Source organism: Mycobacterium sp. E2327, assembly GCF_001672675.1.
In the GTDB taxonomy this organism is placed as follows: Bacteria; Actinomycetota; Actinomycetes; order Mycobacteriales; family Mycobacteriaceae; genus Mycobacterium.
Map to the genome: position 1 here is coordinate 1 of NZ_LZKE01000087.1, position 21995 is coordinate 21995.

Here is a 21995-nt window from a genome sequence, read left to right on the forward strand (position 1 = left end):
CACGGCAAGCAGGCCGTCCCGTTCGCCACCTGGGAGCTGCCGACCTCGGCCATCCGCTGGTGCCTCGAGGCCGGCGGCCTGGCGCCGGAGGAGATCGACGCCATCGGATACTCCTACGACCCGGCCCTGATGCACGAGCAGCCGATCGATCCCGCCGGGCTCGACCGGGACTGGGAGCACCTGCGCACCATGTATGCCGAACGGGCGCCGCGCTTCCTGGCGACCGCGGTGCCCGGGCTCAACCCCGCCGCGGTCTGCCACATCCGCCATCACGTCGCCCACGCGGCCTCGACCGCGCTGGCCTCGCCCCACCCGGACACGGCGGTGCTGGTGGTCGACGGGCGCGGCGAACGCACCTCGATGCTCGCCGGGGTCTACCGCGACCACAAGCTCGACGTCCTGGCCTCCCAGGCGCTGCCGCACTCGCTGGGGTTGCTTTACGAAAGCCTCACGGAACACCTGGGTTTCGCGCGTTCCAGCGACGAATACAAGGTGATGGCGATGGCCTCCTACGGCAGCCCGCGGTTCGCCGACGCCCTGCGCGAGCGGGTGTACGCCTGCGCCGACGGCGGGTTTCGCACCGAGCCGATCGACTGGGAACGGCTTGCGCCCGCACGCCGGCCCCATGAACCCGCACTCGATCCCGTGCACGCCGACCTGGCCTGCAGCGTGCAGCGCGTCGTCGAGGACGTGCTGCTCGGCCTGGTGGCCTGGCTGCGCGACCGCACCGACGGCGACGCGCTGTGCCTGGCCGGCGGGGTGGCGCTGAATTGCGTTGCCAACACCCGCATCCACGCGGAGTCGGGCTTCGAGCGCGTCTGGGTTCAGCCGGCCGCCGGCGATTCCGGCACGGCGCTGGGAGCGGCGCTCAGCCTGGCCGCCGCGTTCGGCGAGCCAATCGCCCCGATGCCCACGGCGCAGCTGGGCCGCGGGTGGTCCGACGAGCAGATCCGGGCGACGCTCGACGACGCGGCCGTCGCCTACCGGCGCCCCACCGATCTGGCCGCGGCGATCGGCGACGCGCTGGCCGACAACCGGTTGGTGGGATGGTTCCAGGGGCGCGCCGAATTCGGGCCGCGGGCGCTCGGCGGCCGCTCGCTGCTGGCCGATCCGCGGCACGCCGCCAACCTGGAGCGCCTCAACGCAGTCAAGGGCCGCGAGCAATTCCGGCCGGTCGCCCCGATGGTGCTCGCCGAGCGCGCCGGCGAAATCTTCTCTCGCGGGCCACTTCCCAGCCCCTACATGCTGTTCGTGCACGACGTCGCCGCCGACTGGCGAGAGCGCATCCCCGCGGTCACCCACGTCGACGGCACCGCGCGCATTCAAACCGTCGATGCGGAGGCGAACCCGCGCCTGCACGCGACGATCAGCCGCTTCGCCGAGCGCACCGGGGTCCCGGTGGTGGTCAACACCAGCTTCAACACCGCCGGGCGCCCGATGGTCGACACCCCGCGCGACGCGCTCGAGGTCTTCGGCAGTTCGCCCATCGACGTGCTGGCCGTCGGCCCCTACCTGGTCTGGCGGCAGCGATGACGGCCGCCCAGCCGGACTCCGCCATCGACTACGCCATCGACTCCGCCGTCGACTATGCCATCGTGGTGCCGACGGTGGGTCGGGAATCCTTGCGCCGCTTGCTGGTTGCGCTGCAGCGCGGCACCGGTCCGGCACCCGCCGAGGTGGTGCTGGTCGACGACCGGCCCGGCGCGGCCACCGACCCTCCCGTCCCCGCCGGCCTGCCGGTGCGGGTGTTGCGCAGCGGCGGGCGCGGCCCGGCGGCCGCCCGCAACACCGGGTGGCGCGCCACCGGCGCGCGCTGGGTGTGCTTCCTCGACGACGACGTGCTCCCGGATTCGCGGTGGACCTCGGCGCTGGCCGCCGACCTGCGAGCCGCCGAGGCGGCCGGCGCGGCCGGCTCGCAGGCGGTGATCGAGGTGCCGGCACCGGCCTCGCGGCCGCCCACCGACGACGAGCGCCGAACCCTCCGGCTGGCCCAGGCGCGGTGGATCACCGCCGACATGGCGTTCCGCCGCGACATGCTGGTCGCGGTCGGCGGGTTCGACGAGCGGTTCCCGCGCGCCTACCGCGAGGACTCGGACCTGGCGCTGCGGATCACCGAGGCCGGCGGACGGATCGTGCGCGGCGAGCGTCGCTGCACCCATCCGGTCGCCCGGAGCACCTGGCGGTCGAGCGTGCGCGCGCAGGTCGGCAACCGAGACAACGCCCTGATGCGCCGCAAGCACGGAAGGTCCTGGCGGGCCAAGATCGGCGAGGGACCGGGCCGGATGCCGGCGCACCTCGCCACCACCGCGGCCGGTGGCGTCGCGGTCGCCGCCGCCCTCACGCGCCGCGGCAGACTTGCCGGTGCGGCGGCAGCGTTGTGGCTGGCGCTCACTGCCGAATTCGCGGCGCGGCGGTGGCGCGACGGACCGCGGTCTGCCGCTGAGGCGCTTCGGCTTTCGGCCACCAGCGCCGCGATACCGCCGGCCGCGGTCGCGCACCGGCTGGCCGGCGAATGGGAGTTTCGCCGGGCCCGGCGCGACCCGCCGCTGGCGGTGCTGCTCGACCGCGACGACACCCTGATCGTCGACGAGCCCTACCTCAACGACCCGGCGGGCGTGCGGCCCACCCATGGCGCCGGCCGCGCCCTGGCTCGCCTGCGCCGGCGGGGCCTGCTGCTGGCGGTCGTGACGAACCAGTCCGGCGTGGCGCGCGGCCTGATCAGCCCGGAGCAGCTCACCGCCGTCAACACTCGGGTCGACGAGGTCCTCGGCCCGTTCGACGCCTGGCAGGTGTGCGTGCACGGGGAGGCCGACGGGTGCCGGTGCCGCAAACCCGAACCGGGGATGGTCCTGGCGGCGGCCGAGGCGCTGGGGGTGCCGCCCGAGCGGTGCGTGCTGATCGGCGACACCGGGGGCGATGTCCAGGCCGCGCTGGCCGCCGACGCGGCGGCCGTGCTGGTGCCCACCGCGCGCACGCTGCCCGCCGAAATCCAGCACGCCCGCGCCCACGCCCGGGTCGCCGAAACCCTTTGCCAAGCGGCTTCTTTGGTCTTGCGGGAGTGCCGGTGAACACCGCGTCGAACACCGCCTCCAACACCGCAGTGGTGGCCCGCCTGGACAGTGCCGGCGACGTGCTGATCACCGGCCCGGCGGTCCGCGCCGTGGCCAACTCCCACGACCGAGTGGTGATGCTGGCCGGACCGCGCGGCCGCGACGCCGCCGAACTGCTCGTCGGAGTCGACGAGATCGTCGAATGGCAGGCGCCCTGGGTGGATTTCGACTCCCCCGAATTGACCGCCGACCACGTCGGCGCGCTGATCAAGCAGCTGCGCGACATCGCCCCCGGCCGGGTCTACATCTTCACGTCGTTTCACCAGTCGCCGCTGCCGCTGGCGCTGTTGTGCCGAATGGCGTCGGTGCCGTGGGTGGGCGCGATCTGCACCGACTACCCCGGCACCCTGCTGGATCTGCGGCACCACGTGCCCGACGGAATCCCCGAGCCGCGACGGGCGCTGTCCCTCGCTGAGGCGGCCGGCTGCCGGTTGCCCGCCGGCGACGACGGCGCACTGCGGATCCGCGCTTGCGGCCCGCCGCCGGGCCGGATCCCGCCTGGCCCGTTCGTGGTGTTCCACCCGGGCGCCGCGGTGCCGGCGCGGCGGCCGAGCCAGGCGCGCAGCGCGGCCATGGTGGCCGCGCTGGCCGGCGCCGGTTACCGCGTCGTGGTCACCGGCGGCGCGGACGAGGCCGAGCTGACCGCCGTCGTCGCCGGCCATGTCGCGATCGACCTCGGCGGCCGGACCACCCTCGCCGAACTCGCGGCGGTGTTCGCCGCGGCGGATGTCGTCGTCGTCCCCAACACCGGGCCCGCGCACCTGGCCGCGGCGGTCGGGGCGCCGGTGGTGTCGCTGTTCGCGCCCGTGGTGCCGGTCGCGCAATGGCGCCCCTTCGGGCGCCGGGTCCGGGTGCTGGGCGATCAGTTCGCGCCGTGTCGGGCCACCCGCGCCCGGGTCTGTCCGGTGCCGGGCCACCCGTGCCTGGACCACATCAGCGACGCCGAACTGCTCGACGCGGTATTGCAAGAGGGAGGTAGGCGATGATCGAGGTGCACTTCGATGCGCTGCGCGAGGCGGTGGGCCGCACCAGCTCCGAGGCGGACCGGCTGCGCAGGTGGGGCCGGCAGCTGGCGTGGGTGCTGACGAATGGGGGCCGACTGCTCGCCTGCGGCAACGGCGGCAGCGCGGCGGAGGCGCAGCACCTCACCGCCGAAATCGTCGGCCGCTTTCGCGAGGAGCGAATGCCGCTGTCCGCCATCGCATTACACGCCGACACGTCGGCGATGACCGCGATTGTCAACGACTACGGCACCGAAGAGATGTTCGCGCGCGGCGTGCGGGCGCACGGCCGGCCCGGCGACGTGCTGGTGTCCCTGTCCACCAGTGGGACCAGCCGAAACGTGCTGTCCGCGACGAAGACGGCGCAGGGCATCGGGATGGTGACGTGGGCGCTGACCGGGCCGGAGCCCAACGTGCTGGCCGCGATGTGCGACGAGGCGATCTGCGTCGACGCCCCGACCACGGCCACCGTGCAGGAGATCCACTTGATGCTGATTCACGGATTGTGCATGGCCCTCGACGACGTGCTGCTGGGGGAGGCGGCTTCATGACGGCCAAACCGCTTGTCGTCATTGGTGACTCGATACTCGACATCGACGTGCTGGGCTCGGCGACCCGGCTCAGCCCCGAGGCCCCGGTGCCGGTGGTCGACGCCGAACGGCTCGTACGACGGCCGGGGGGTGCCGGGCTGGCGGCCCTGCTCGCGGCCAGGACCGAGACCGGCGTGGCGTTGATCACCGGCATCGCCCCCGACGACGCCGGCCGGCAGCTGCGCGGGCTGCTCGCGGCCGCCGGCGTCAAAGTGCTTGCGCTGCCGATGACCGGAACGACCGTGACCAAGACGAGGATTCGGGCGCGGGGTCAGTCGATGCTTCGGCTGGATCGGGGCGACGCCGCCCCCCTGAACCGGCCGCTGCCCGTCGAGGTGAGGGAGGCCCTCGCGGGAGCCCGAGCGATCTGCGTCGCCGACTACGGCGCGGGCGTGACCGCGCTGCCCGCCGTGCGCGAGGCGCTGTCCGGTGTGGCGTCCCGCGTGCCCGTGGTCTGGGATCCGCATCCGCGGGGCGCGCCGCCGGTGCCGGGATGCGCGCTGGTGACCCCGAACGACGAAGAGGCGCACCAGTTTTGCGGCGACAGCGGGGGCGATGCGGGAGAAGTGCTGCTGGACAAGTGGGACGCCGCCGCGGTGTGCATCACCCGCGGCGCCCAGGGCGCGCGCGTGCACGGTCGCCAGCGGCGGGCCCAGCACGCCGGCGTGCCCGAGCGAGCCTCCCAGGCGGCCAGGGGCGCGGCCGACGTCTGCGGGGCCGGGGACCGGTTCGCCGTCGCGGCCGCCGTTGCCCTGGGTGCGGGGGCCGACCCGGTCGCCGCCGTGCAAGCCGCGGTCGCCGACGCCGCCCGCTTCGTCGCCGCCGGCGGCGCGGCCGCGGTCTCAACCCCGGTTTCCCGCAAGGGCGCCGACATCTTCAGCGCCGCAGCGCAACTCGAGGACACCGCCGCGGTTGACGCGATCGCCCTGGCCGAACGGCTGCGCCGCGACGGGCGGACCGTGGTGGCCACCGGCGGGTGCTTCGACCTGTTGCACACCGGGCACGTCCGGCTGCTTCGGCAGGCCCGTGAGCTCGGCGACGCGCTGATCGTGCTGGTCAATTCAGACGCGTCGGTGCGCGCGCTCAAGGGTGCCGGGCGGCCGGTGATGCGCGACGTCGACCGGGCGCGCGTCCTGGCCGCGCTGGCGTGCGTCGACGCCGTCGCGATCTTCGACGGGCCGACCCCCGAGCGACTGCTGGACACCCTGCGTCCCGGCATCTGGGTGAAGGGCGGCGACTATGTTGCCGCCGAGCTTCCCGAAGCCGAAACGGTGCAACGCCACGGCGGCACCGTGACCATCCTGCCCACCGTGGCCGGCTACTCCTCCTCCCGTTTGATCGCCGCGGCGACGCTCACCAATAGGCACTGAAAGGCACTGACATGACGGCACAATCGCTCGAAGGCGTACTGATCTCCGGCGGATCCTCCGGCCTCGGCGCCGCCACCGTGGCGGCGGTGGCCCGGCGCGGCGGCGTGCCGCTGGTACTGGACAAGAACCCGCCGGCCGCAGGAATCTCGGATGTGCTCTACGCGGCCTGTGATCTGGCGGACACCAGTGCCGTCGCTGCCGCCGTGGAGTCGCTGGCCGAACGGGTGGGCGGCCGGATCACCGGTGTCTTCACTGCGGCGGGCATCGACTCCTGCGGCACGCTCGAACAGGTGCCGGCCAAGGAATGGGAGCAGGTCGTCGCCGTCAACCTGATCGGCACCGCCGCCGTCATCCGCGCCGCACTGCCGTATCTGAAGGCCAACGGCGGGCGCATTGTCACCTGCGCCTCCACGCTGGGCATCAAGGCGGTCGGTGACGCCACCGCCTACTGCGCGTCCAAGTTCGGGGTCGTCGGCTTCACCCGCGCTCTCGCGGCCGAACTCGCCGGCGAGGTCGGTGTGACGCTGCTCGTCCCCGGCGGCATGCACACCCCGTTCTTCGACGGGCGGCCCGACCAGTACAAGCCGCCGGCTGACGCCAAGCTCAACCGGCCCGAAGACGTCGCGGAGACGGTGCTTTTCGCCCTCTCCCAGCCCGCCGGATGCGAGGTGCGCGAGATGGTGGTCTGCGCCTCCACGGAGTCGTCGTGGCCCTAGGCCGCGACTCGGGCGCGCAAACCCAGACCGCCGTCGATTGCGACACCATCGTGGTGCTGCGCGCCCTCGGCCTCGGCGATCTACTGACGGCCGTGCCCGCGCTGCGGGGGCTGCGCCGGCACTACCCCGACGCCAGGGTGATGCTCGCCGCGCCCACCCGCTACCGCGAGCTCGCGCTGCTCACCGGCGCGGTCGACGACCTGTTGCCCACCGCCTGTCTGGGCGACCTGCACCCGCTGGCGCGGCCGCCCGAGCTGGCGATCAACCTGCACGGCTGCGGCCCGCAAAGCATCGATCACCTGCTCACCTGGCGGCCGCGGAACGTGCTCACGCACGGCCATCTGCGCCACCCCGCCCTGGGCGGCCCGCCGTGGCGCGCCGACGTCCACGAGGTGCATCGCTGGTGCGCGCTGCTGGAGTGGGCCGGAATCCGTTGCGAGTCCGGCGATGTGACCCTGCCGCGGCCCCCGATCGATCCCGACCGGATCGGCGCGGTGGTGATCCATCCGGGGGCCTCCGCACGGGCGCGGCAGTGGCCGCCGGAGCGGTTCGCCGCGGTCGCGGCCGCGCTGCGCGACGAGGGATGCGAAATCGTGGTCACCGGATCGGCGAGCGAATTCGCTCTCGCCCATGAGGTCGCCCGGGCGGCCCGGCTGCCGCGGACCTCGGTGGTGGCCGGGCTGCTGGACCTGACCGCGCTGACCGCGTTGATATGCGACAGCCGCATGGTGATCTGCGGCGACACCGGCGTCGCGCATCTGGCCGCCGCGACCGGCACCGCGTCGGTGGTGCTGTTCGGTCCCACCGCCCCCGGCCGGTGGGGGCCACGCGGTCCGGCCCCCCATCTCGCGCTGTGGGCGGGCGGGGTCGGCGATCCGCACGCCGACGCACCGCACGAAGGGCTGCTCATGATCACGGTGGACAGGGTGCTGGCGGCGGCCCGCCAAATCTTAAGGGAGAGGGCATGACCGGCGGGCCACGCGTCGGCGTGGTGGGCGTCGGCTACGTCGGTTTGACCACCGCCGTCTGCGTCGCCCGGCAGGGCCTGAACACCGTCGCGGTGGACATCGACCCCGACCGGGTGCGACGACTGGCGGCCGGCATCCCGGTGATCGACGAGCCGGAGCTGCCAGACCTGCTGCGCGACGGGCTCGCCCGCGGGCTGCTGACCTTCAGCGCCGACTTCGGCGCGCTTGCCGACCGCGACGTCGTGTTCGTCTGCGTCCCCACCCCGAGCGCCGACGACGGGCGGGCCGAGCTGACGGCGGTGCGGTCGGTGGTCGACCGCCTCGGCGCCGTCCTGCGGCCGGGCGCCATCGTCGCGCTGAAGTCGACGGTTCCGGTCGGTACCACTTCGGCCATGTCAAACTGCCTGCGCAACAACGGGATTCGCGTCGTATCCACGCCGGAGTTCCTCCGAGAGGGCCGGGCCGTGCACGACTTCTGTCACCCCGACCGGCTGGTCATCGGCACCGAGGACGAATCGGCGGCCCAGGTGGTGCAACGCTCGTATGGGCTCGGATCGGAGCCGGTACTGCGCATGAGCCCGGAGAGCGCCGAACTTGCCAAGTACGCCAGCAACGCGTTCCTGGCCGTCAAACTCTCGTACGCGAACTCGCTGGCCGCCCTCTGCGCGCGGGTGGGCGCCGACATCGACGACGTCACCGGTTGTATGGGTGCCGACCGGCGGATCGGACCGGAGTTCTTGCGGCCCGGGCCGGGCTGGGGCGGTTCCTGCCTGCCCAAGGACACCGCGGCGCTGCTGCACACGGCGCGCGGGCACGGCGTTTCCTTCGCCGAGGTCGAGGCGGCGCGGCGCACCAACACCGCTCAGTCGGGTCGGATCGCCACCGCCCTGCGGCGCAGGATGGGCCGGCCGTTGGCAGGCTGCCGGATCACCGCGCTGGGGTTGACGTTCAAGGCCGCCACCAGCGACACCCGCGATTCCCCCGCACTCGCCGCCTGCCTGAAATTCGCGGAGGACGGCGCCCAGGTGATGGGCTACGACCCACAGCTTTCCGCCATCGATCCCGCCGCCCTCCGACAGGCCAAGGTGACCGCCGTCGACGAGCCGTATCGTGCCGCCAAGGCGGCGGAGGCGATCGTCGTGCTGACCGAGTGGCCAGAGTTCCGCGGCCTCGATTGGCACGCGATCGCGCGGGACGCCCCGCTGGCGGTCGTCCTGGACGCCCGCAACGCGCTCGACCCGGCCGCGGTGCGGGACGCAGGTCTGCCCTACCTGGGAAACGGGACGCCGTCCGGGTTTTGACGCCCGGCCCGCCGAACCCAACAAACTCCCAGCGAGCGCCCAGGAATAAGGACCGCGAATTCGGGTATGCGCTGATTTGTGCGCCGGAGCACGCCTGAAGGCGCTGCCCGGAAAGCCGCCCGGAAAGTCGAACCCATGGCGATCCGGTCCCGTTCGGCGCGGCGAGCAAGCCGACGCGGGCAAAGAATCGCGCGCCCAACGACACCCCAACGTCTGTCGAGGAGGGCATTGAATGTCTAAGCAAGAGGTTTCGGACTATCTGCTGGAGCGGTTGCGCGCGTGGGGAGTCGAGCACGTGTTCGCGTTCCCCGGCGACGGCATCAACGGGATCCTCGCCGCGTTCGGGCGCGCCGACAACAAGCCCATGTTCATCCAGTCGCGGCACGAGGAGATGAGCGCCTTCGAGGCGGTGGGCTACGCGAAGTTCACCGACCGGGTCGGGATATGCATGGCCACCTCGGGTCCCGGCGCCATCCATCTGCTCAACGGCCTCTACGACGCCAAGCTCGACCACGTTCCGGTGGTGGCCATCGTCGGTCAGACCAACCGCAGCGCCATGGGCGGGTCCTATCAGCAGGAGGTCGACCTGCTGAGCCTGTTCAAGGACGTCGCCAGCGACTACGTCCAAATGGTCACCGTCCCAGAGCAATTGCCCAACGTGCTGGACCGCGCGATCCGGGTGGCCATGGCGCAGCGGGCGCCGACGGCGCTGATCATCCCGTCCGACGTGCAGGAGCTGGAGTACTCGCCGCCCACGCACGCGTTCAAGATGGTGCCGTCGAGCCTGGGCATCGAATGGCCGGCGGTCTCCCCCGACGACGCGGCGATCCGCCGTGCGGCCGACGTGCTCAACGCCGGGAAACGGGTTGCCATGCTCGTGGGCAACGGCGCCAGTGGGGCTCGCGAGGAGCTGGCCGAGGTTGCCGATCTACTCGGGGCCGGCGCGGCCAAGGCGCTGTTGGGCAAGGACGTGTTGAGCGACGAATTGCCCTGGGTCACCGGCTCGATCGGGCTGCTGGGCACCCGGCCGAGCTACGAGCTGATGCGCGACTGCGACACCCTGCTCACGGTCGGGTCCAGCTTTCCCTACACCCAGTTCCTACCGGGCTTCGATCAGTGCCGCGCCGTGCAGATCGACATCGACGGCCGCTTCATCGGCATGCGCTACCCCTACGAGGTGAACCTGGTTGCCGACGCGAAGGCCGCGCTGCGGGCCCTCATCCCGCACCTGCGCCACAAGGAGGACCGCGCCTGGCGCGACACCATCGAGGCCAACGTGGCGCGCTGGTGGGAAACCATGGACATGGAGGCGAAGGTCAGCGCCGACCCGATCAACCCGATGCGGCCGTTCTCCGAGCTGTCCCCCATGCTGCCCGACGACGCCATCGTCACCGCCGATTCGGGATCGGCGGCCAACTGGTATGCGCGCCAACTGAAGTTCCGCGGCAACATCCGCGGGTCACTGTCGGGCACCCTGGCGACCATGGGGCCCGGCGTCCCCTACGCGATCGGCGCCAAGTTCGCCCACCCGCACCGGCCGGTCATCGCGTTCGTCGGCGACGGCGCGATGCAGATGAACGGCATGGCCGAGCTGATCACGATCAAGCACTACTGGCGCGAGTGGGGTGACCCGCGGCTGATCGTGGCGATCCTGCACAACAACGACCTGAACCAGGTCACCTGGGAGATGCGCGCGATGGCCGGCTCGCCGAAATTCGCGGAGTCGCAGACCCTTCCCGACGTCGACTTCGCCGCGTTCGCGGCCAGCCTCGGCCTCAACGCGATGGCCCTCAAGGACCCGGACGAACTCGGCGACGCGTGGCGCAACGCGCTGTCGGCGGACCGCCCCACCGTGCTCGACATCTACACCGACCCGAACATGCCGCCGATTCCCCCGCACGCCACCTGGGACCAGTTCAAGGCGGCCACCGCGGCGGTGCTGTCCGGCGACGAGGACCGGGTGGGCTTCGTCAAGGTTGGCCTGAAGACGAAGGCACAGGAGTTCTTGCCGCACAAGAAGAATTGACGGGCGGGCCGAGCGATGGCTGGGACCCGAACGCCCACGTTGTTCGAATCGCTGGCGGCCGATCTGCGCGCCGAGGTCGACGGCGAAATCCGGTTCGACCCCGGGTCGCGCGCGACCTACTCGACCGACGCCTCCAACTACCGGCAGGTGCCCATCGGGGTGGTGGTCCCGCGCACCCCGTCGGCCGGCGCGGACGCGATCGGCGTGTGCCGCCGCCACGAGGTGCCGGTCTTGTCGCGCGGCGGCGGCACCAGCCTGGCCGGGCAGTCCTGTAATGCCGCGGTGGTCATCGACTGGAGCAAGTACTGCACGCGGATCGGGTCGGTCGACACCGACGCCGGAATCGCCGTGGTGGAGCCGGGCATCAAGCTCGACGTCCTCAACGACCGCCTGAAGTCGGCGAACTGGATGGTGGGCCCGAAACCCTCCACCCACGTCAGCTGCGCCATCGGCGGGATGATCGGCAACAACTCCTGCGGCTCCAGCGCCCAGGCGTACGGCAAGATGGTCGATTCGGTGCGCCGCCTCGAGGTGGTGACCTACGACGGCCTGCGGATGTGGGTCGGGCCGACCGGCGACGACGAGTTCCGCCGCATCCTCGACGAAGGCGGCCGCAGGGCCGAGATCTATCGCGGCCTCAAGACAATCGCCGAGCGGCACGCCGACGAGATCCGGGCGCGCTATCCGGACATCCCGCGGCGCGTCTCGGGGTACAACCTCGATTCGTTGTTGCCGGAGAACGGCTTTCACGTCGCGAAGGCGCTGGTGGGCTCGGAGAGCACGCTCGTCACGGTGCTGCGCGCGGAGCTGCAGCTGGTCCGGCCGCCGGCCGCGACCGCGCTGGTGGTGCTCGGCTTCGACGACATCGGGGCCGCCGCCGATGCCGTGCCGGCCGTGCTCGAGCACAACCCCGCGGCGCTGGAGGGCCTGGATGACCGCCTGGTCGAGCTCGAGCATTCGCGGCGGCTGGCCGAGAAGGCGCTGCGCCAGCTGCCCGACGGCAACGCTTGGCTGATGGTCCAGATCGACGGCGACGACCAGGACGACGCCGACCGCAAGGCCAAGTCGATGATCCACGCCTTGCAAAAGCACGTGCACACCGAAGCCACCGTGCTGGACGACCCCCAGCGCAAGGAGGAGGTCTGGGCCGCTCGCGAGGCCGGCCTGGGCGCCACCGCTTACCCGCTCAACGAGCCCGAAACCCACGAGGGGTGGGAGGACGCGGCCGTGCCGCCCGATCGGCTGGGCGACTACCTGAGGGATTTCCGCAAGCTGCTCGAGCGCTACGACTACGCCAGCGCGTCGTTGTACGGCCACTTCGGCCAGGGCTGCGTGCACACCCGCATCCCGTTCGTGCTGCGGACCGCCGAGGGCATCGCCAAATACCGCGCCTTCGTGGAGGATTCGGCGCGGCTGGTGGTGGATTACGGCGGCTCGCTGTCCGGCGAGCACGGCGACGGCCAATCCCGCGGCGAGCTGCTGTCGATCATGTTCGGCGAGAGCGTGGTCAAAGCCTTCGAGCAGACCAAGGCGCTGTTCGATCCGGACAACCGGATGAATCCCGGCAAGGTCGTGCACCCCTACCGGCTCGACGAGAACCTGCGCTTCGGCGTGGATTACCGCCCGGCCGAACCCAAGGTCATGTTCGCCTATCCCGACGACGACCACCGGTTCTCGCGGGCGGCCGCGCGCTGCGTCGGGGTCGGCAAGTGCCGCGGACACGAATCCGGCGTGATGTGCCCCAGCTACCGAGCCACCGGCGAGGAGGAGCACTCCACCCGCGGGCGGGCGCGCCTGCTGTTCGAGATGCTGCAGGGCGACGTCATCACCGACGGCTGGCGCTCCACCGAGGTGCACGACGCACTGGATCTGTGCCTGGCGTGCAAGGGCTGCCGCAGCGACTGCCCCGTCGACGTCGACATGGCGACCTACAAGGCCGAGTTCCTGTTCCACCACTATCGGGGCCGCTTCCGGCCGATGGCGCACTACTCGATGGGCTGGATCCCGTTGTGGGCGCGCCTGGCCGCGGTGGCGCCGCGCGCGCTCAACACCGTCGCGCACGCGCCCGGGTCGTCGACACTGCTCAAGAAGGTCGGCGGCATCGACCTCCAGCGCGAGTTGCCCCGCTTCGCCGACGAACGGTTCACCGCGTGGTTCCGTCAGCACACCCCGGCCGCCGCGCCGGCAAGGGGGCGGGTGGTGCTGTGGCCGGACAGCTTCGTCAACAACTTCGAACCCGACGTCGGCAAGGCCGCCGTGGCCGTGCTGGAGGCGGCCGGGTTCGAGGTCGAGGTGCCGCAACGCACCGTGTGCTGCGGGCTGACCTGGATCTCCACCGGGCAGCTCAAGGTCGCCAAACGCGTTCTGCGGCGCACGCTTACGACGCTGCGTCCGGCGCTGCGGACGAGCACACCGGTGGTGGTCCTGGAGCCCAGCTGCGCCGCGGTCTTCCGGTCGGATCTGCCCGAGCTGCTGTTCGGCGACGAGGACGCGCACCGGCTGGCCAAGCAAACCCGCACGCTCGGCGAGTTGCTGGCCGAAAAGGCGCCCGACTGGGAGCCGCCCCAGATCGGCGCACACGCGGTGGTTCAACAGCATTGCCACCAGCACGCGATCCTGGGCTACACCAAGGACCGCAAGATGCTCGCCGATGCCGGCGTAGACGTGGACGTCCTCGACGCCGGATGTTGCGGCCTGGCGGGCAATTTCGGCTTCGAGAAGGGTCACTACGACGTCTCGGTGGCGTGCGCCGAGGACAAGCTGATACCGGCCCTGCGCGACGCCGACGCCGACGCGCTGGTGCTGGCAGACGGATTCAGTTGCCGCACCCAGATTCGCGCGCTCGCCACCGACCGGCGCCCGATGCATGTCGCACAGGTCCTGGCGGGCGCTCTAACCGAGCCTTAACCGAGCCCTAACCGAGCCCTAACCGAGCGCCGAACGCGCGCTGCGCAAATCGTCGACGAATAGCTGGTAGGCCTCGTCGTGGGAGTCGCTGCGGTCGCGCAGCACCGACGACGGGTGCACGGTCGCGACCAGGATCGGCTCGGGCGTCACGTCGACATCGACCGCGGCAGGCAGCTGGATGACCTCGCCGCGCTGGGCGGAAACCCGAAAGCTCGCTCCCAGAAGCGATTGCGCGGCCGTCGCACCGAGGCAGACGATCACCCGCGGGCCCACCGCCTCGATCTCGGCGATGAGCCAGGGGCGGCACGCGACGACCTCGGTGCGGCTCGGCTTCTGGTGGATGCGGCGCTTGCCGCCCTTGCGGGTGAACTTGAAGTGCTTGACGGCGTTGGTCTGATACGCCAGCGTCGGATCAATCCCGGCGTCGTCGAGCGCGCGGGCGAGCAGCCGCCCCGCGGGCCCCACGAACGGCAGGCCGGCGCGGTCCTCCTGGTCCCCCGGCTGCTCTCCGACCAGCATGATGGGCGCGCCACGGTGCCCGTGGCCGAACACCGTCTGGGTGGCGTCGGCGAACAACGGGCAGCCGTGGCAGCGCTCGGCCGCGGTTTTCAGCGAATCCAGCCCGCGGTCCTGCGGCAGGTAGCGCGCGGCGCTGGTCTTGGGAGCGGCCATGATTCAGGCCATGATCAGCCCTTGCCCATGATGGCGTCACGGGCCCGGTCCATCATCGCCGCGAAGGGGCCCGCGGTCAGGTTGGCCGCCTGGGACTCGACGCCGGCGTGCGGCCGGGTGGGCGCGATCGCCTCGGCGAGCTTGGCCGCGCGGCCCATCCTGGCCAACTCGTCCTCGCTCAATTCCTCGCTCAGCTTGGCGAACTCGTCTTTCTCCTCGTGCTCGGCGTGATCGATCACGGCGTCACGGAGTTCCGTCAGGTGACGGGTGAATTCCTCGCTGTCGACGTCGAGCTTCTCGAGCTTCTGCAAGACCGTCTTGGCCTCGTGCTCCTCCTCCAGGCGCTTCTCCACCACCGCGGCGCCATCGGCGATCTTCCGCTTGGCGCGCGGGTGAACGATCTCCTCCTCCGCCGTTTCGTGCACCGCGAGCAGTCGCCGCAGCCCGACGAAGGCCTTCTCCCGCTCTTTACCCGAGGCCGACAACGTTTCGGCGAACATCGACTTGATCTGCTCGTGCTGACCGACCAGAAAGTCGACCACATCGGAGCGTGACTTGATGGCGTTCTCTGCCATGGTGTCCCTCCCATCTGCTTTATTCATCAGCGCGCGGGCTGTTGCGCGCTCCCTAGCGGCTACCCGAGGCACGCGGGCACCAAACGGCGCGCGTCGCCGCCACAAAAAGGCGTGTGAGGTGCGCGGTTTGGGGTAATTCTCCGAAATGAGCCGCTGGTCTCGACGGATGCGACGCCTGGGCGCGGCCTTGGCCTTGGGCGCGGTCACGGCGGCGCCGGGTTGCGCGGCGCCCGGCACGTCGTTGGAGAGCGCCCCCGAGGTGGCGCTGTGGCACGTGGGCGCGACGCTGCGGCAACCGGTCTGGTCATATCGCACGCACGCCCTGGTCGCGATCACCGACGACAACCGGCTGGCCGCGGTGACCGCCGGCGCCCGTCCCGGCGACGCGAACACGCGGCTGTCCGCGCCGATGCCGGTGGGCCGCAACCTGCAGATCAGCCAGAAGGACGACCGAATCGTGTTCGTCCCGCAACCGCAGCGCGGCAAGGTGGCCGCCGTCGACCTGGAAAGCCTGCGCCAGACCGCGGATTTCGACGCCGGCCCCGCCCCGGCATACCTGGCCGAGGACGCCGGGATGCGGATCTTGCTCGCCCTCTCGGCGGACGGGACGGCGGTGACGCCGGTGGACCAGTACGGCTTGCGGAAGCTGCCCACCGCACCGATCGGCGAGGCGCCCGCGGACAGCATCGACGGCGCCAATCGCGGGCGAAAGATCGACTATCACGTCTACGCGCCGTCGGGAATCCGCTATTACGAAGGCTTCTCGTCGCCACCGCAACAACGTGGCTCGCTGGGCATGGACGTCGCGGTCTCGGCCGGCGACGGCGCGGCGGACACCCGCAACTATGTGGCCGGCCACGACAGCAGCACGCTCTACGCCGTCGACTCGCGCCGCGGCGGCAGGGGAATGCTGATACTGGCCAGCGCACGGCTGCCGTCGCCGATCCGCGAAGTCGGCACCGACGACACCCGCATCTACGCGGCCACAGACCACGAAATCGTCACGCTGGAGGCCAACAGCTTCACCGGCTTTCCGGACCAGACCATTCCGGTGATCCGCGTGACCAACTACCGGTCGGCCCTGCCCGGCGGCGCCGCACAATCCGCGCGCCCCTCGGGCATGGCCATCGGGCCCCACCGCATATACCTGACTTTGGCCGACACGCCCTACGTGGTCAGCGTCGCCAAGCCGCACCTGTAACGCAAGGGAGAAAACGATGAGCGCGACACGAAATCCCGCCCGGGCGGCTGCAGCGGTCGACATCGACGGCGACGTCGAGCTGATCGCCGGCCAGATCAGGGCGCTCAAGGACCTAGCCAAGCAGGACGACGAGGCGCCGATCAGCGAAGGGCAACGCTACGACTTCAGCATCCGGTGGGGCACGGTGCTGGCCGGCCGGCTGCGACGCCTGGTGCACTACAGCTCGCTGGGCCGGCTCACGGACGCCGACGAGCGCACCTTTGCCGCGTTGCGCCACGAGCTGCGCTCGCTGTCGCACCTGATCGAGCGGTTCCGGCTGGCCGAACCGAACTTCACCGAGGGCTCGCCCCCGAGGGCGAAGCGTTTTCGTCCGCGGAGCCGTCACTGAGAAAGTCCCTGGCGCTCAAGACGATTCCGGTCCGCGGCTTGGCGCAGTCCGGGTTGCGACAGGTCAGCGCGATCATGTACGCGTCGCGCTCCTCGTCGAGGAAGAGGAAGCCGAGAAACAGGGCGTCGCCGACGTCGAAACCCGTTGCGCCGCAGCATTCGCAGTAGCCGCCCTTGGCCGCGATCTGTTCGCTGACCCGTTCGCGGGCGGTCGCGTCGAGGGCGATCAGCTCCGGGCGCACCATCGCGTCGGCGGTCATGTCTAGATCTCCACATCCTTGTCGTAATGCACGTTGTCCTCTCGCCAGCCGCCCAGACCGTAGCCGATGCCGCGGTGGTCGTCGACGAACTCGATCGCGCTGATCCACTTGGCCATCTTGAAGCCGACCTGGGTCTCCACCCGCAGGCGCAGCGGCGCGCCGTGCTTGATGGGCAACGGCTTTCCGTTCATCTCGTACGCCAGGATCGTCTGCGGCTTGTAGGCCAGTTCGAGATCCATCACCTCGTAGAACTGCCCCTCGCCCTCCGCGCTCGGTTCGTCGCGGCCGGTGTCCTGCATCGTCAGCAGACACAGGTAGCGCGCCTGCGGGAGCGGACGCACCCGGTCGGCCAGGGCGGCAAGCGACAGGCCCGTCCACTCGCCGATGCTCGTCCAGCCCTGCACGCAGTTGTGCAAAACCCGTTGCCGCTGCGGCTCGGCCAGCGCCCGCAACGCGGCCAGGTCGAACGTCATCGGCTCCTCGACGAGCCCACCGACCCGCAACCGCCAGTCGACGAAATTGTGCACCGCCATCACCTTGTACTCGGTCGAGCACGGCGGTTTGCCGTTGACCCGGTGTTCTTCGGACAGCATCCGTTCCGGATAGTCCTGCCGGGAGTCCAACGGGCGCAGCAGGATCAGCCGCGCCCGGGTGATGACGGCGCCGAGGATGCGGCGAACCTGGACCGGCTTGCGCAGGCTCCACACGGTGGCCGCGACGTGGATGGCGACGATCGCGCCGATGATCACGAACGACAACACGATTGCGAGCGTGACGTTGCGGACGGAGCCGAAGATCATCGACGCGTTGAGTTGCCCCCAGCCCCAGAAGAAGACCATCGACACGTGGATCACGATGAACACCAAAAACGCCACCAGCCCGAGGAAGTGCAGGCTGCGCGCGGATTGCCGGCCGCCCCAGAGCCGCACGAACCAGGGAAACCGCGCCTCGATCGCGGGGGATTGCGCCGCGCCGGTGAGGATTTGGAACGGGGCGAGCAGAAAAACGACGCCCGCATAGGTCAGCTTCTGGATGGCGTCCAGCGGTTCGTTGGGCAGCAGCGGGGGCAGGTTGAACGTCGCATAGGTCAGGATGTCGTTGCCGGCCTCGACGAAGGTCGCCCACGACTGGGGCCAGTAGCGATGCCACTGGCCGGTGGCGAACAGCAGCACGTAGTAGGACAGCCCGACCAGCACCCAGCCGATCACCGAGATGAAATGCCAGTGCCGGCCCATGCCGAGCTTCTTGTGGCCGGGCAGGGCGACCAGCGGGCTGTAGTCCTCCTCCTCGTCGAGAGTGTCGTAGAGCCGGTCGGTCGGCATCGTCTTCGTGGTGAACCGTGCCCACTCGGTGCCGGGCTTGCTGTCCTCGCGCCAGTACAGCTTGGGATGCGTGGACAGAATCTCGATGCCGCTGCGCAGCAACAGGGTTAGGAACAGCACGTTGAGCCAGTGGTCGATGCGCAGCCACGCCGGGTAGTCGAGGGTTGTCACGCGCCTGCTCAGTCCTCCCAGAGCTGGCGCTGCGGATAGGCGACATTGATGCCCAGCAGCACCGTGGTGTGCAGTGCGAGGAATGCGCCCGCGAACGCGAACGCGAACGACGCCGGCGCGAAATCCCACCGCCCGGTCATTCCCGTGAGCGCGGGCAGATAGACGACCCGGGTGAGAAGGTCGACGCCGATCACGACGACCGAAAGCAGGCTCCCGAAGTACCAACCCACCTGTGCGACATGGGGATTGCGGCCGACCCATAAGGCGAGGCCGACCAGCAGGCAACCGGCGATCACCGCGGCGGCGTACACCGCGAGATACCAGGGCAGTGCCCCTTGAGCGGGCTGGGTGGCCAACACGTAGACGTGCGTTGCGGCGACGCCGACGAGCAGGATCGCGCCCAACCCGGTCACCACCCGAGGCAGGTCGAAGGCGACGTACCCGCCGAGGCTCAGAACTCGAAACATCCGGCTGCGGTGCCAGCTTTCTGGCCACGACTCGACGAGAAAACCCACGCTGCGCACGTACCCGGGCACCGGTTTCTCAAACGTGGACTTAGAGAAATTGCCGCTTCGACGGCGCCGGGCCGGTCGGCTACATTCGGGGCAAGAGGCCGGGCTAAGGAGGCCACTGGCGTGAATCCTCAAGATCCCTACGGATACGGCCCGCTCAGCTACGACCCGCTCGGTCGCATGCCCCCCGCCGGCCCGCCGGTACAACCGCCGGTCTTGCCGCCGCCGCCCCCAGAGCCGTACCGCCCGCCGGTCAACGCGATGGCCACGCAGTCGCTGGTGTTCGCCTTCGCGTCCCCACCCGTCGGCGCCGTGCTGGGACACCTGGCACTCGGGCAGATCCGCCGAACGGGCGAACTCGGCCGAAACCGCGCGCTGGCCGCGCTGGCGCTGTCCTACGCGATCATCGGCCTCGCCGTCCTCGCCCTGGTCGCCTGGGCCACCCTGGCCGCGCTGCCGTCCACCCCGACTCGTTCGGCGACACCGGCCACCACTCCCGCGGCGCCCGCGGGGCCGACCGTCGCGCCGGACGCCATCGCCACGGTCCTGCCCAGCCTCGGGGAGCTGAAGACCATCACCGACGACCAGAACCTCGAGACGGGCCAGACGTGGGACCATCCCAGCAGGTCCGACCGGGAGGGAACCATCGACCGTCCGGAGTGCTGGGGAAGCATCGCCCCCGGGACCCCGGACGCGTACAACGTCGACGCCATCTTCGGCTACCGCGCGGCGGAATTCTCCGACACCCGCACCCTGCTCAAGTCGGTCCAGGTCATCGAGGCCGTGGCGGCGTTTCGCGATGCGCCGGCCGCGCAATCGCAGCTGGCGAAGCTTTTGGACGGGTGGCGCCGGTGCGGCGGCACGACGGTGAGCGTGACGATCCCCGAGGCGGGGGCCATTCCCTTCGCGCTGGGCGAGCCCACCGACGCCGGCAGCGGCGTCACCGCGTTGGACCTGACGCCCAAGGGCCTGCAGGTGCGCTCCGCCCGCGCCGTCGCGGCCAAGGCCAACGTCGTGGTCGACCTGTACGTGTCGTACAGCGGCACCACCGACGGCGCCAAGCCACGGCAATCGGCCGTGAGCATCGCCACCGCCGCGCTGAACAAGATCCCCGGGTAGGGATCTCCTAGGGTGGGACGCATGAAATATCTCGACGTCGACGGAGTCGGACGGGTCAGCCGAATCGGCCTGGGCACATGGCAGTTCGGATCGCGCGAGTGGGGCTACGGCGAGGGCTACGCCTCCGGCGCCGCGCGCGACATCGTGCAGCGCGCCCGCGCCCTGGGCGTGACGCTGTTCGACACCGCCGAGGTGTACGGGCTGGGTAAGAGCGAGCGGATCCTGGGCGAGGCGCTCGGCGACGAGCGCGCAGAGGTCGCGGTGGCCAGCAAGATCATGCCCGTGGCCCCCTTCCCCGTCGTCATCAAGCAGCGCGAGCAGGCCAGCGCGCGGCGGCTGGGACTCGACCGCATCCCGCTCTACCAGATCCACCAGCCCAATCCGGTGGTCCCCGACTCGGTGATCATGCCCGGCATGCGCGACCTGCTCGACGAGGGCAAGATCGGCGCGGCCGGCGTCTCCAACTACTCGCTGGAGCGGTGGCGAAAGGCCGACGCCGCGCTCGGGCGGCCGGTGATCAGCAACCAGGTGCACTTCTCGCTCGCCCACTCCGGCGCGCTGGAGGATCTGGTGCCCTTCGCCGAGCGCGAGGGCCGCATCGTGATCGCCTGGAGCCCGCTCGAGCAGGGCCTGCTGGGCGGCAAGTACGGCGTGGACAACCGTCCCGGCGGCATTCGAGCGGTGAACCGCTACTTCGGCACCGAGAACCTGCGCCGCATCGAGCCGCTGCTTCAGACGTTGCGTGACGTCGCGGCGCAGGTCGGCGCCAAGCCGGCGCAGGTGGCGCTGGCCTGGCTGATCAGCCTGCCGGGCGTGGTGGCCATCCCCGGCGCTTCCAGCCTCGAGCAGCTCGAGTTCAACGTCGCCGCCGCCGACATCGAGCTGACGCCGGAATCCCGCGACGCCCTCACCGACGCCGCGCGCGCGTTCCGCCCGGTGTCGAACGGGCGCTTCCTGCTCGACAAGGCCCGCGAGAAGTTGGGCGTCTAGGACTGGGCGGTCTCCGCGAACGCCGGGGGGCTGGCCGGGGCGCCGCGCGCCACCACCAGCGGCATCGACGTCGTCGCGTTGGTGCGCAGGATCGTGTGCACCACGTCGATGAGGTCCTCGACCGGCATCAGCTTGCCGGGCATGCAGCCGCGGGAGGCCCACAGCGGGGCGGCCTTCATGGCGAGGTCCATGTCCCAGCCGGTGGTCATGCCCGTCGCCGCGTCGCCCTCGCCGCCTCCGCACTCCCCCACGATCAGGTTGGTGAAGCCGATGTCGGGGTGTTCGGCGCGCCACGCCTCGACGAGCCGCTCGAGGGCCGCCTTGCTGACGCCGTACGCCCCCAGACCCGGCCAGGGCGGGCCGTACGTGCCCGCGTCGGAGGCCAGGTACACCACCTTGCCCGCCGACTCGGTCAGGTGTGGCACCGCCGCGGCCGTGACCAGCGCCGCGCCGATCACGTTGGTGTCGAAGACGCGCCGCCACGTCTCGGCATCGGTGTCGACCATGCGGACCAGCGGGCCGATGGCGGGGGTGTACACGAGGTTGTCGATCCCAACGAACGCGTCCGCGGCGGCGCCGATCGCCGACCGGCAGGACGCCTCGTCGGTGACGTCGCATTCGATGGCGATCGCGCCGGGCCCGGCCTCGTTCGCCGCGGCCTCGATGCGCTCGCGGCGCCGGGCGAGCAGCGCCACCTGATCGCCGCGCTGCGCCAGGCCGACGCCGATGCAGCGCCCGAGTCCGCTCGAGGCGCCAACCACCACTGTCCTTGACATATTCGCCCTCTCCTGTAACGA

General features: G+C 71.0%; 20 protein-coding genes. 14 read left to right on the plus strand and 6 right to left on the minus strand.

The window, feature by feature from the left end; genetic code table 11:
* The 10 genes from A5712_RS09355 to A5712_RS09400 form a co-directional block, all read left to right on the plus strand.
* The coding region (locus A5712_RS09355; protein ID WP_068103808.1) for a carbamoyltransferase C-terminal domain-containing protein at window positions 1-1533 on the plus strand (1533 nt) is incomplete at its 5' end.
* Complete coding sequence (locus A5712_RS09360; protein WP_082973367.1) at window positions 1530-3068, plus strand: HAD-IIIA family hydrolase; 1539 nt, start codon at window positions 1530-1532, stop codon at window positions 3066-3068. The genes A5712_RS09355 and A5712_RS09360, both read left to right, overlap by 4 nt.
* Window positions 3065-4096 carry a glycosyltransferase family 9 protein gene (locus A5712_RS31310; RefSeq protein WP_231982078.1) on the plus strand — a complete coding sequence of 344 codons (1032 nt, stop codon included), beginning with the start codon at window positions 3065-3067 and terminating at the stop codon, window positions 4094-4096. Before A5712_RS09360 ends, A5712_RS31310 begins: the two co-directional genes overlap by 4 nt.
* On the plus strand, window positions 4093-4662 hold the full coding sequence (locus tag A5712_RS31315; protein WP_068103810.1) for an SIS domain-containing protein: 570 nt from the start codon (window positions 4093-4095) through the stop codon (window positions 4660-4662). The genes A5712_RS31310 and A5712_RS31315 overlap by 4 nt, the downstream gene beginning before the upstream one ends.
* Complete coding sequence (locus tag A5712_RS31320; RefSeq protein WP_068103812.1) at window positions 4659-6071, plus strand: PfkB family carbohydrate kinase; 1413 nt, start codon at window positions 4659-4661, stop codon at window positions 6069-6071. Before A5712_RS31315 ends, A5712_RS31320 begins: the two co-directional genes overlap by 4 nt.
* A gap of 11 nt (window positions 6072-6082) precedes the next feature.
* Complete coding sequence (locus A5712_RS09380) at window positions 6083-6787, plus strand: SDR family oxidoreductase (protein ID WP_068103814.1); 705 nt, start codon at window positions 6083-6085, stop codon at window positions 6785-6787.
* Entirely contained in the window at window positions 6757-7755 is a 999-nt protein-coding gene (locus A5712_RS09385; RefSeq protein ID WP_369830379.1) for a glycosyltransferase family 9 protein, read from the plus strand. The genes A5712_RS09380 and A5712_RS09385 overlap by 31 nt, the downstream gene beginning before the upstream one ends.
* Window positions 7752-9056, plus strand: coding sequence for a UDP-glucose/GDP-mannose dehydrogenase family protein (locus A5712_RS09390; RefSeq protein WP_068103816.1), 1305 nt, complete (start codon window positions 7752-7754; stop codon window positions 9054-9056). Before A5712_RS09385 ends, A5712_RS09390 begins: the two co-directional genes overlap by 4 nt.
* A 232-nt stretch (window positions 9057-9288) precedes the next feature.
* Window positions 9289-11082 (plus strand): thiamine pyrophosphate-requiring protein, encoded by a 1794-nt coding sequence (locus A5712_RS09395; protein WP_068103818.1) that lies wholly within the window; start codon window positions 9289-9291, stop codon window positions 11080-11082.
* Between the two features lie 15 nt (window positions 11083-11097).
* Complete coding sequence (locus tag A5712_RS09400; protein ID WP_068103820.1) at window positions 11098-13989, plus strand: FAD-binding and (Fe-S)-binding domain-containing protein; 2892 nt, start codon at window positions 11098-11100, stop codon at window positions 13987-13989.
* Between the two features lie 18 nt (window positions 13990-14007).
* On the opposite strand, the gene A5712_RS09405 is transcribed toward A5712_RS09400, so the two are convergent.
* Both A5712_RS09405 and A5712_RS09410 read right to left on the minus strand, forming a co-directional pair.
* Window positions 14008-14661 (minus strand): UdgX family uracil-DNA binding protein, encoded by a 654-nt coding sequence (locus A5712_RS09405; protein WP_068103822.1) that lies wholly within the window; start codon window positions 14659-14661, stop codon window positions 14008-14010.
* A gap of 14 nt (window positions 14662-14675) precedes the next feature.
* Window positions 14676-15236, minus strand: a complete 561-nt coding sequence (locus tag A5712_RS09410; protein WP_068103823.1) for a hemerythrin domain-containing protein — start codon at window positions 15234-15236, stop codon at window positions 14676-14678.
* 145 nt (window positions 15237-15381) lie between these two features.
* Here A5712_RS09410 and A5712_RS09415 point away from each other — a divergent pair, with 145 nt between their 5' ends.
* Window positions 15382-16437 carry a hypothetical protein gene (locus tag A5712_RS09415; RefSeq protein WP_068103825.1) on the plus strand — a complete coding sequence of 352 codons (1056 nt, stop codon included), beginning with the start codon at window positions 15382-15384 and terminating at the stop codon, window positions 16435-16437.
* A gap of 16 nt (window positions 16438-16453) precedes the next feature.
* Window positions 16454-16825, plus strand: coding sequence for a hypothetical protein (locus A5712_RS09420; protein ID WP_068103827.1), 372 nt, complete (start codon window positions 16454-16456; stop codon window positions 16823-16825).
* Here the strand turns inward: A5712_RS09420 and A5712_RS09425 are convergent.
* Genes A5712_RS09425 through A5712_RS09435 form a run of 3 tightly spaced genes read right to left on the minus strand, consistent with a single transcriptional unit; the run spans window position 16770 to window position 19092 of the window.
* On the minus strand, window positions 16770-17084 hold the full coding sequence (locus tag A5712_RS09425; RefSeq protein ID WP_068103829.1) for a hypothetical protein: 315 nt from the start codon (window positions 17082-17084) through the stop codon (window positions 16770-16772). The genes A5712_RS09420 and A5712_RS09425 overlap by 56 nt on opposite strands.
* A gap of 2 nt (window positions 17085-17086) precedes the next feature.
* Window positions 17087-18577 carry a molybdopterin-dependent oxidoreductase gene (locus tag A5712_RS09430; protein WP_068103830.1) on the minus strand — a complete coding sequence of 497 codons (1491 nt, stop codon included), beginning with the start codon at window positions 18575-18577 and terminating at the stop codon, window positions 17087-17089.
* 8 nt (window positions 18578-18585) lie between these two features.
* On the minus strand, window positions 18586-19092 hold the full coding sequence (locus tag A5712_RS09435; RefSeq protein ID WP_231982080.1) for an oxidoreductase: 507 nt from the start codon (window positions 19090-19092) through the stop codon (window positions 18586-18588).
* A 177-nt stretch (window positions 19093-19269) separates the two neighbouring features.
* Here A5712_RS09435 and A5712_RS09440 point away from each other — a divergent pair, with 177 nt between their 5' ends.
* Together A5712_RS09440 and A5712_RS09445 are read left to right on the plus strand one after the other, a co-directional pair.
* Window positions 19270-20208, plus strand: a complete 939-nt coding sequence (locus A5712_RS09440) for a sensor domain-containing protein (RefSeq protein ID WP_068103865.1) — start codon at window positions 19270-19272, stop codon at window positions 20206-20208.
* A gap of 21 nt (window positions 20209-20229) precedes the next feature.
* Window positions 20230-21198, plus strand: coding sequence for an aldo/keto reductase (locus A5712_RS09445; protein ID WP_068103832.1), 969 nt, complete (start codon window positions 20230-20232; stop codon window positions 21196-21198).
* On the opposite strand, the gene A5712_RS09450 is transcribed toward A5712_RS09445, so the two are convergent.
* Window positions 21195-21962, minus strand: a complete 768-nt coding sequence (locus tag A5712_RS09450; protein WP_082973369.1) for an SDR family oxidoreductase — start codon at window positions 21960-21962, stop codon at window positions 21195-21197. The two genes, A5712_RS09445 and A5712_RS09450, sit on opposite strands and share 4 nt — an antisense overlap.
* Window positions 21963-21995 lie beyond the last annotated feature (33 nt).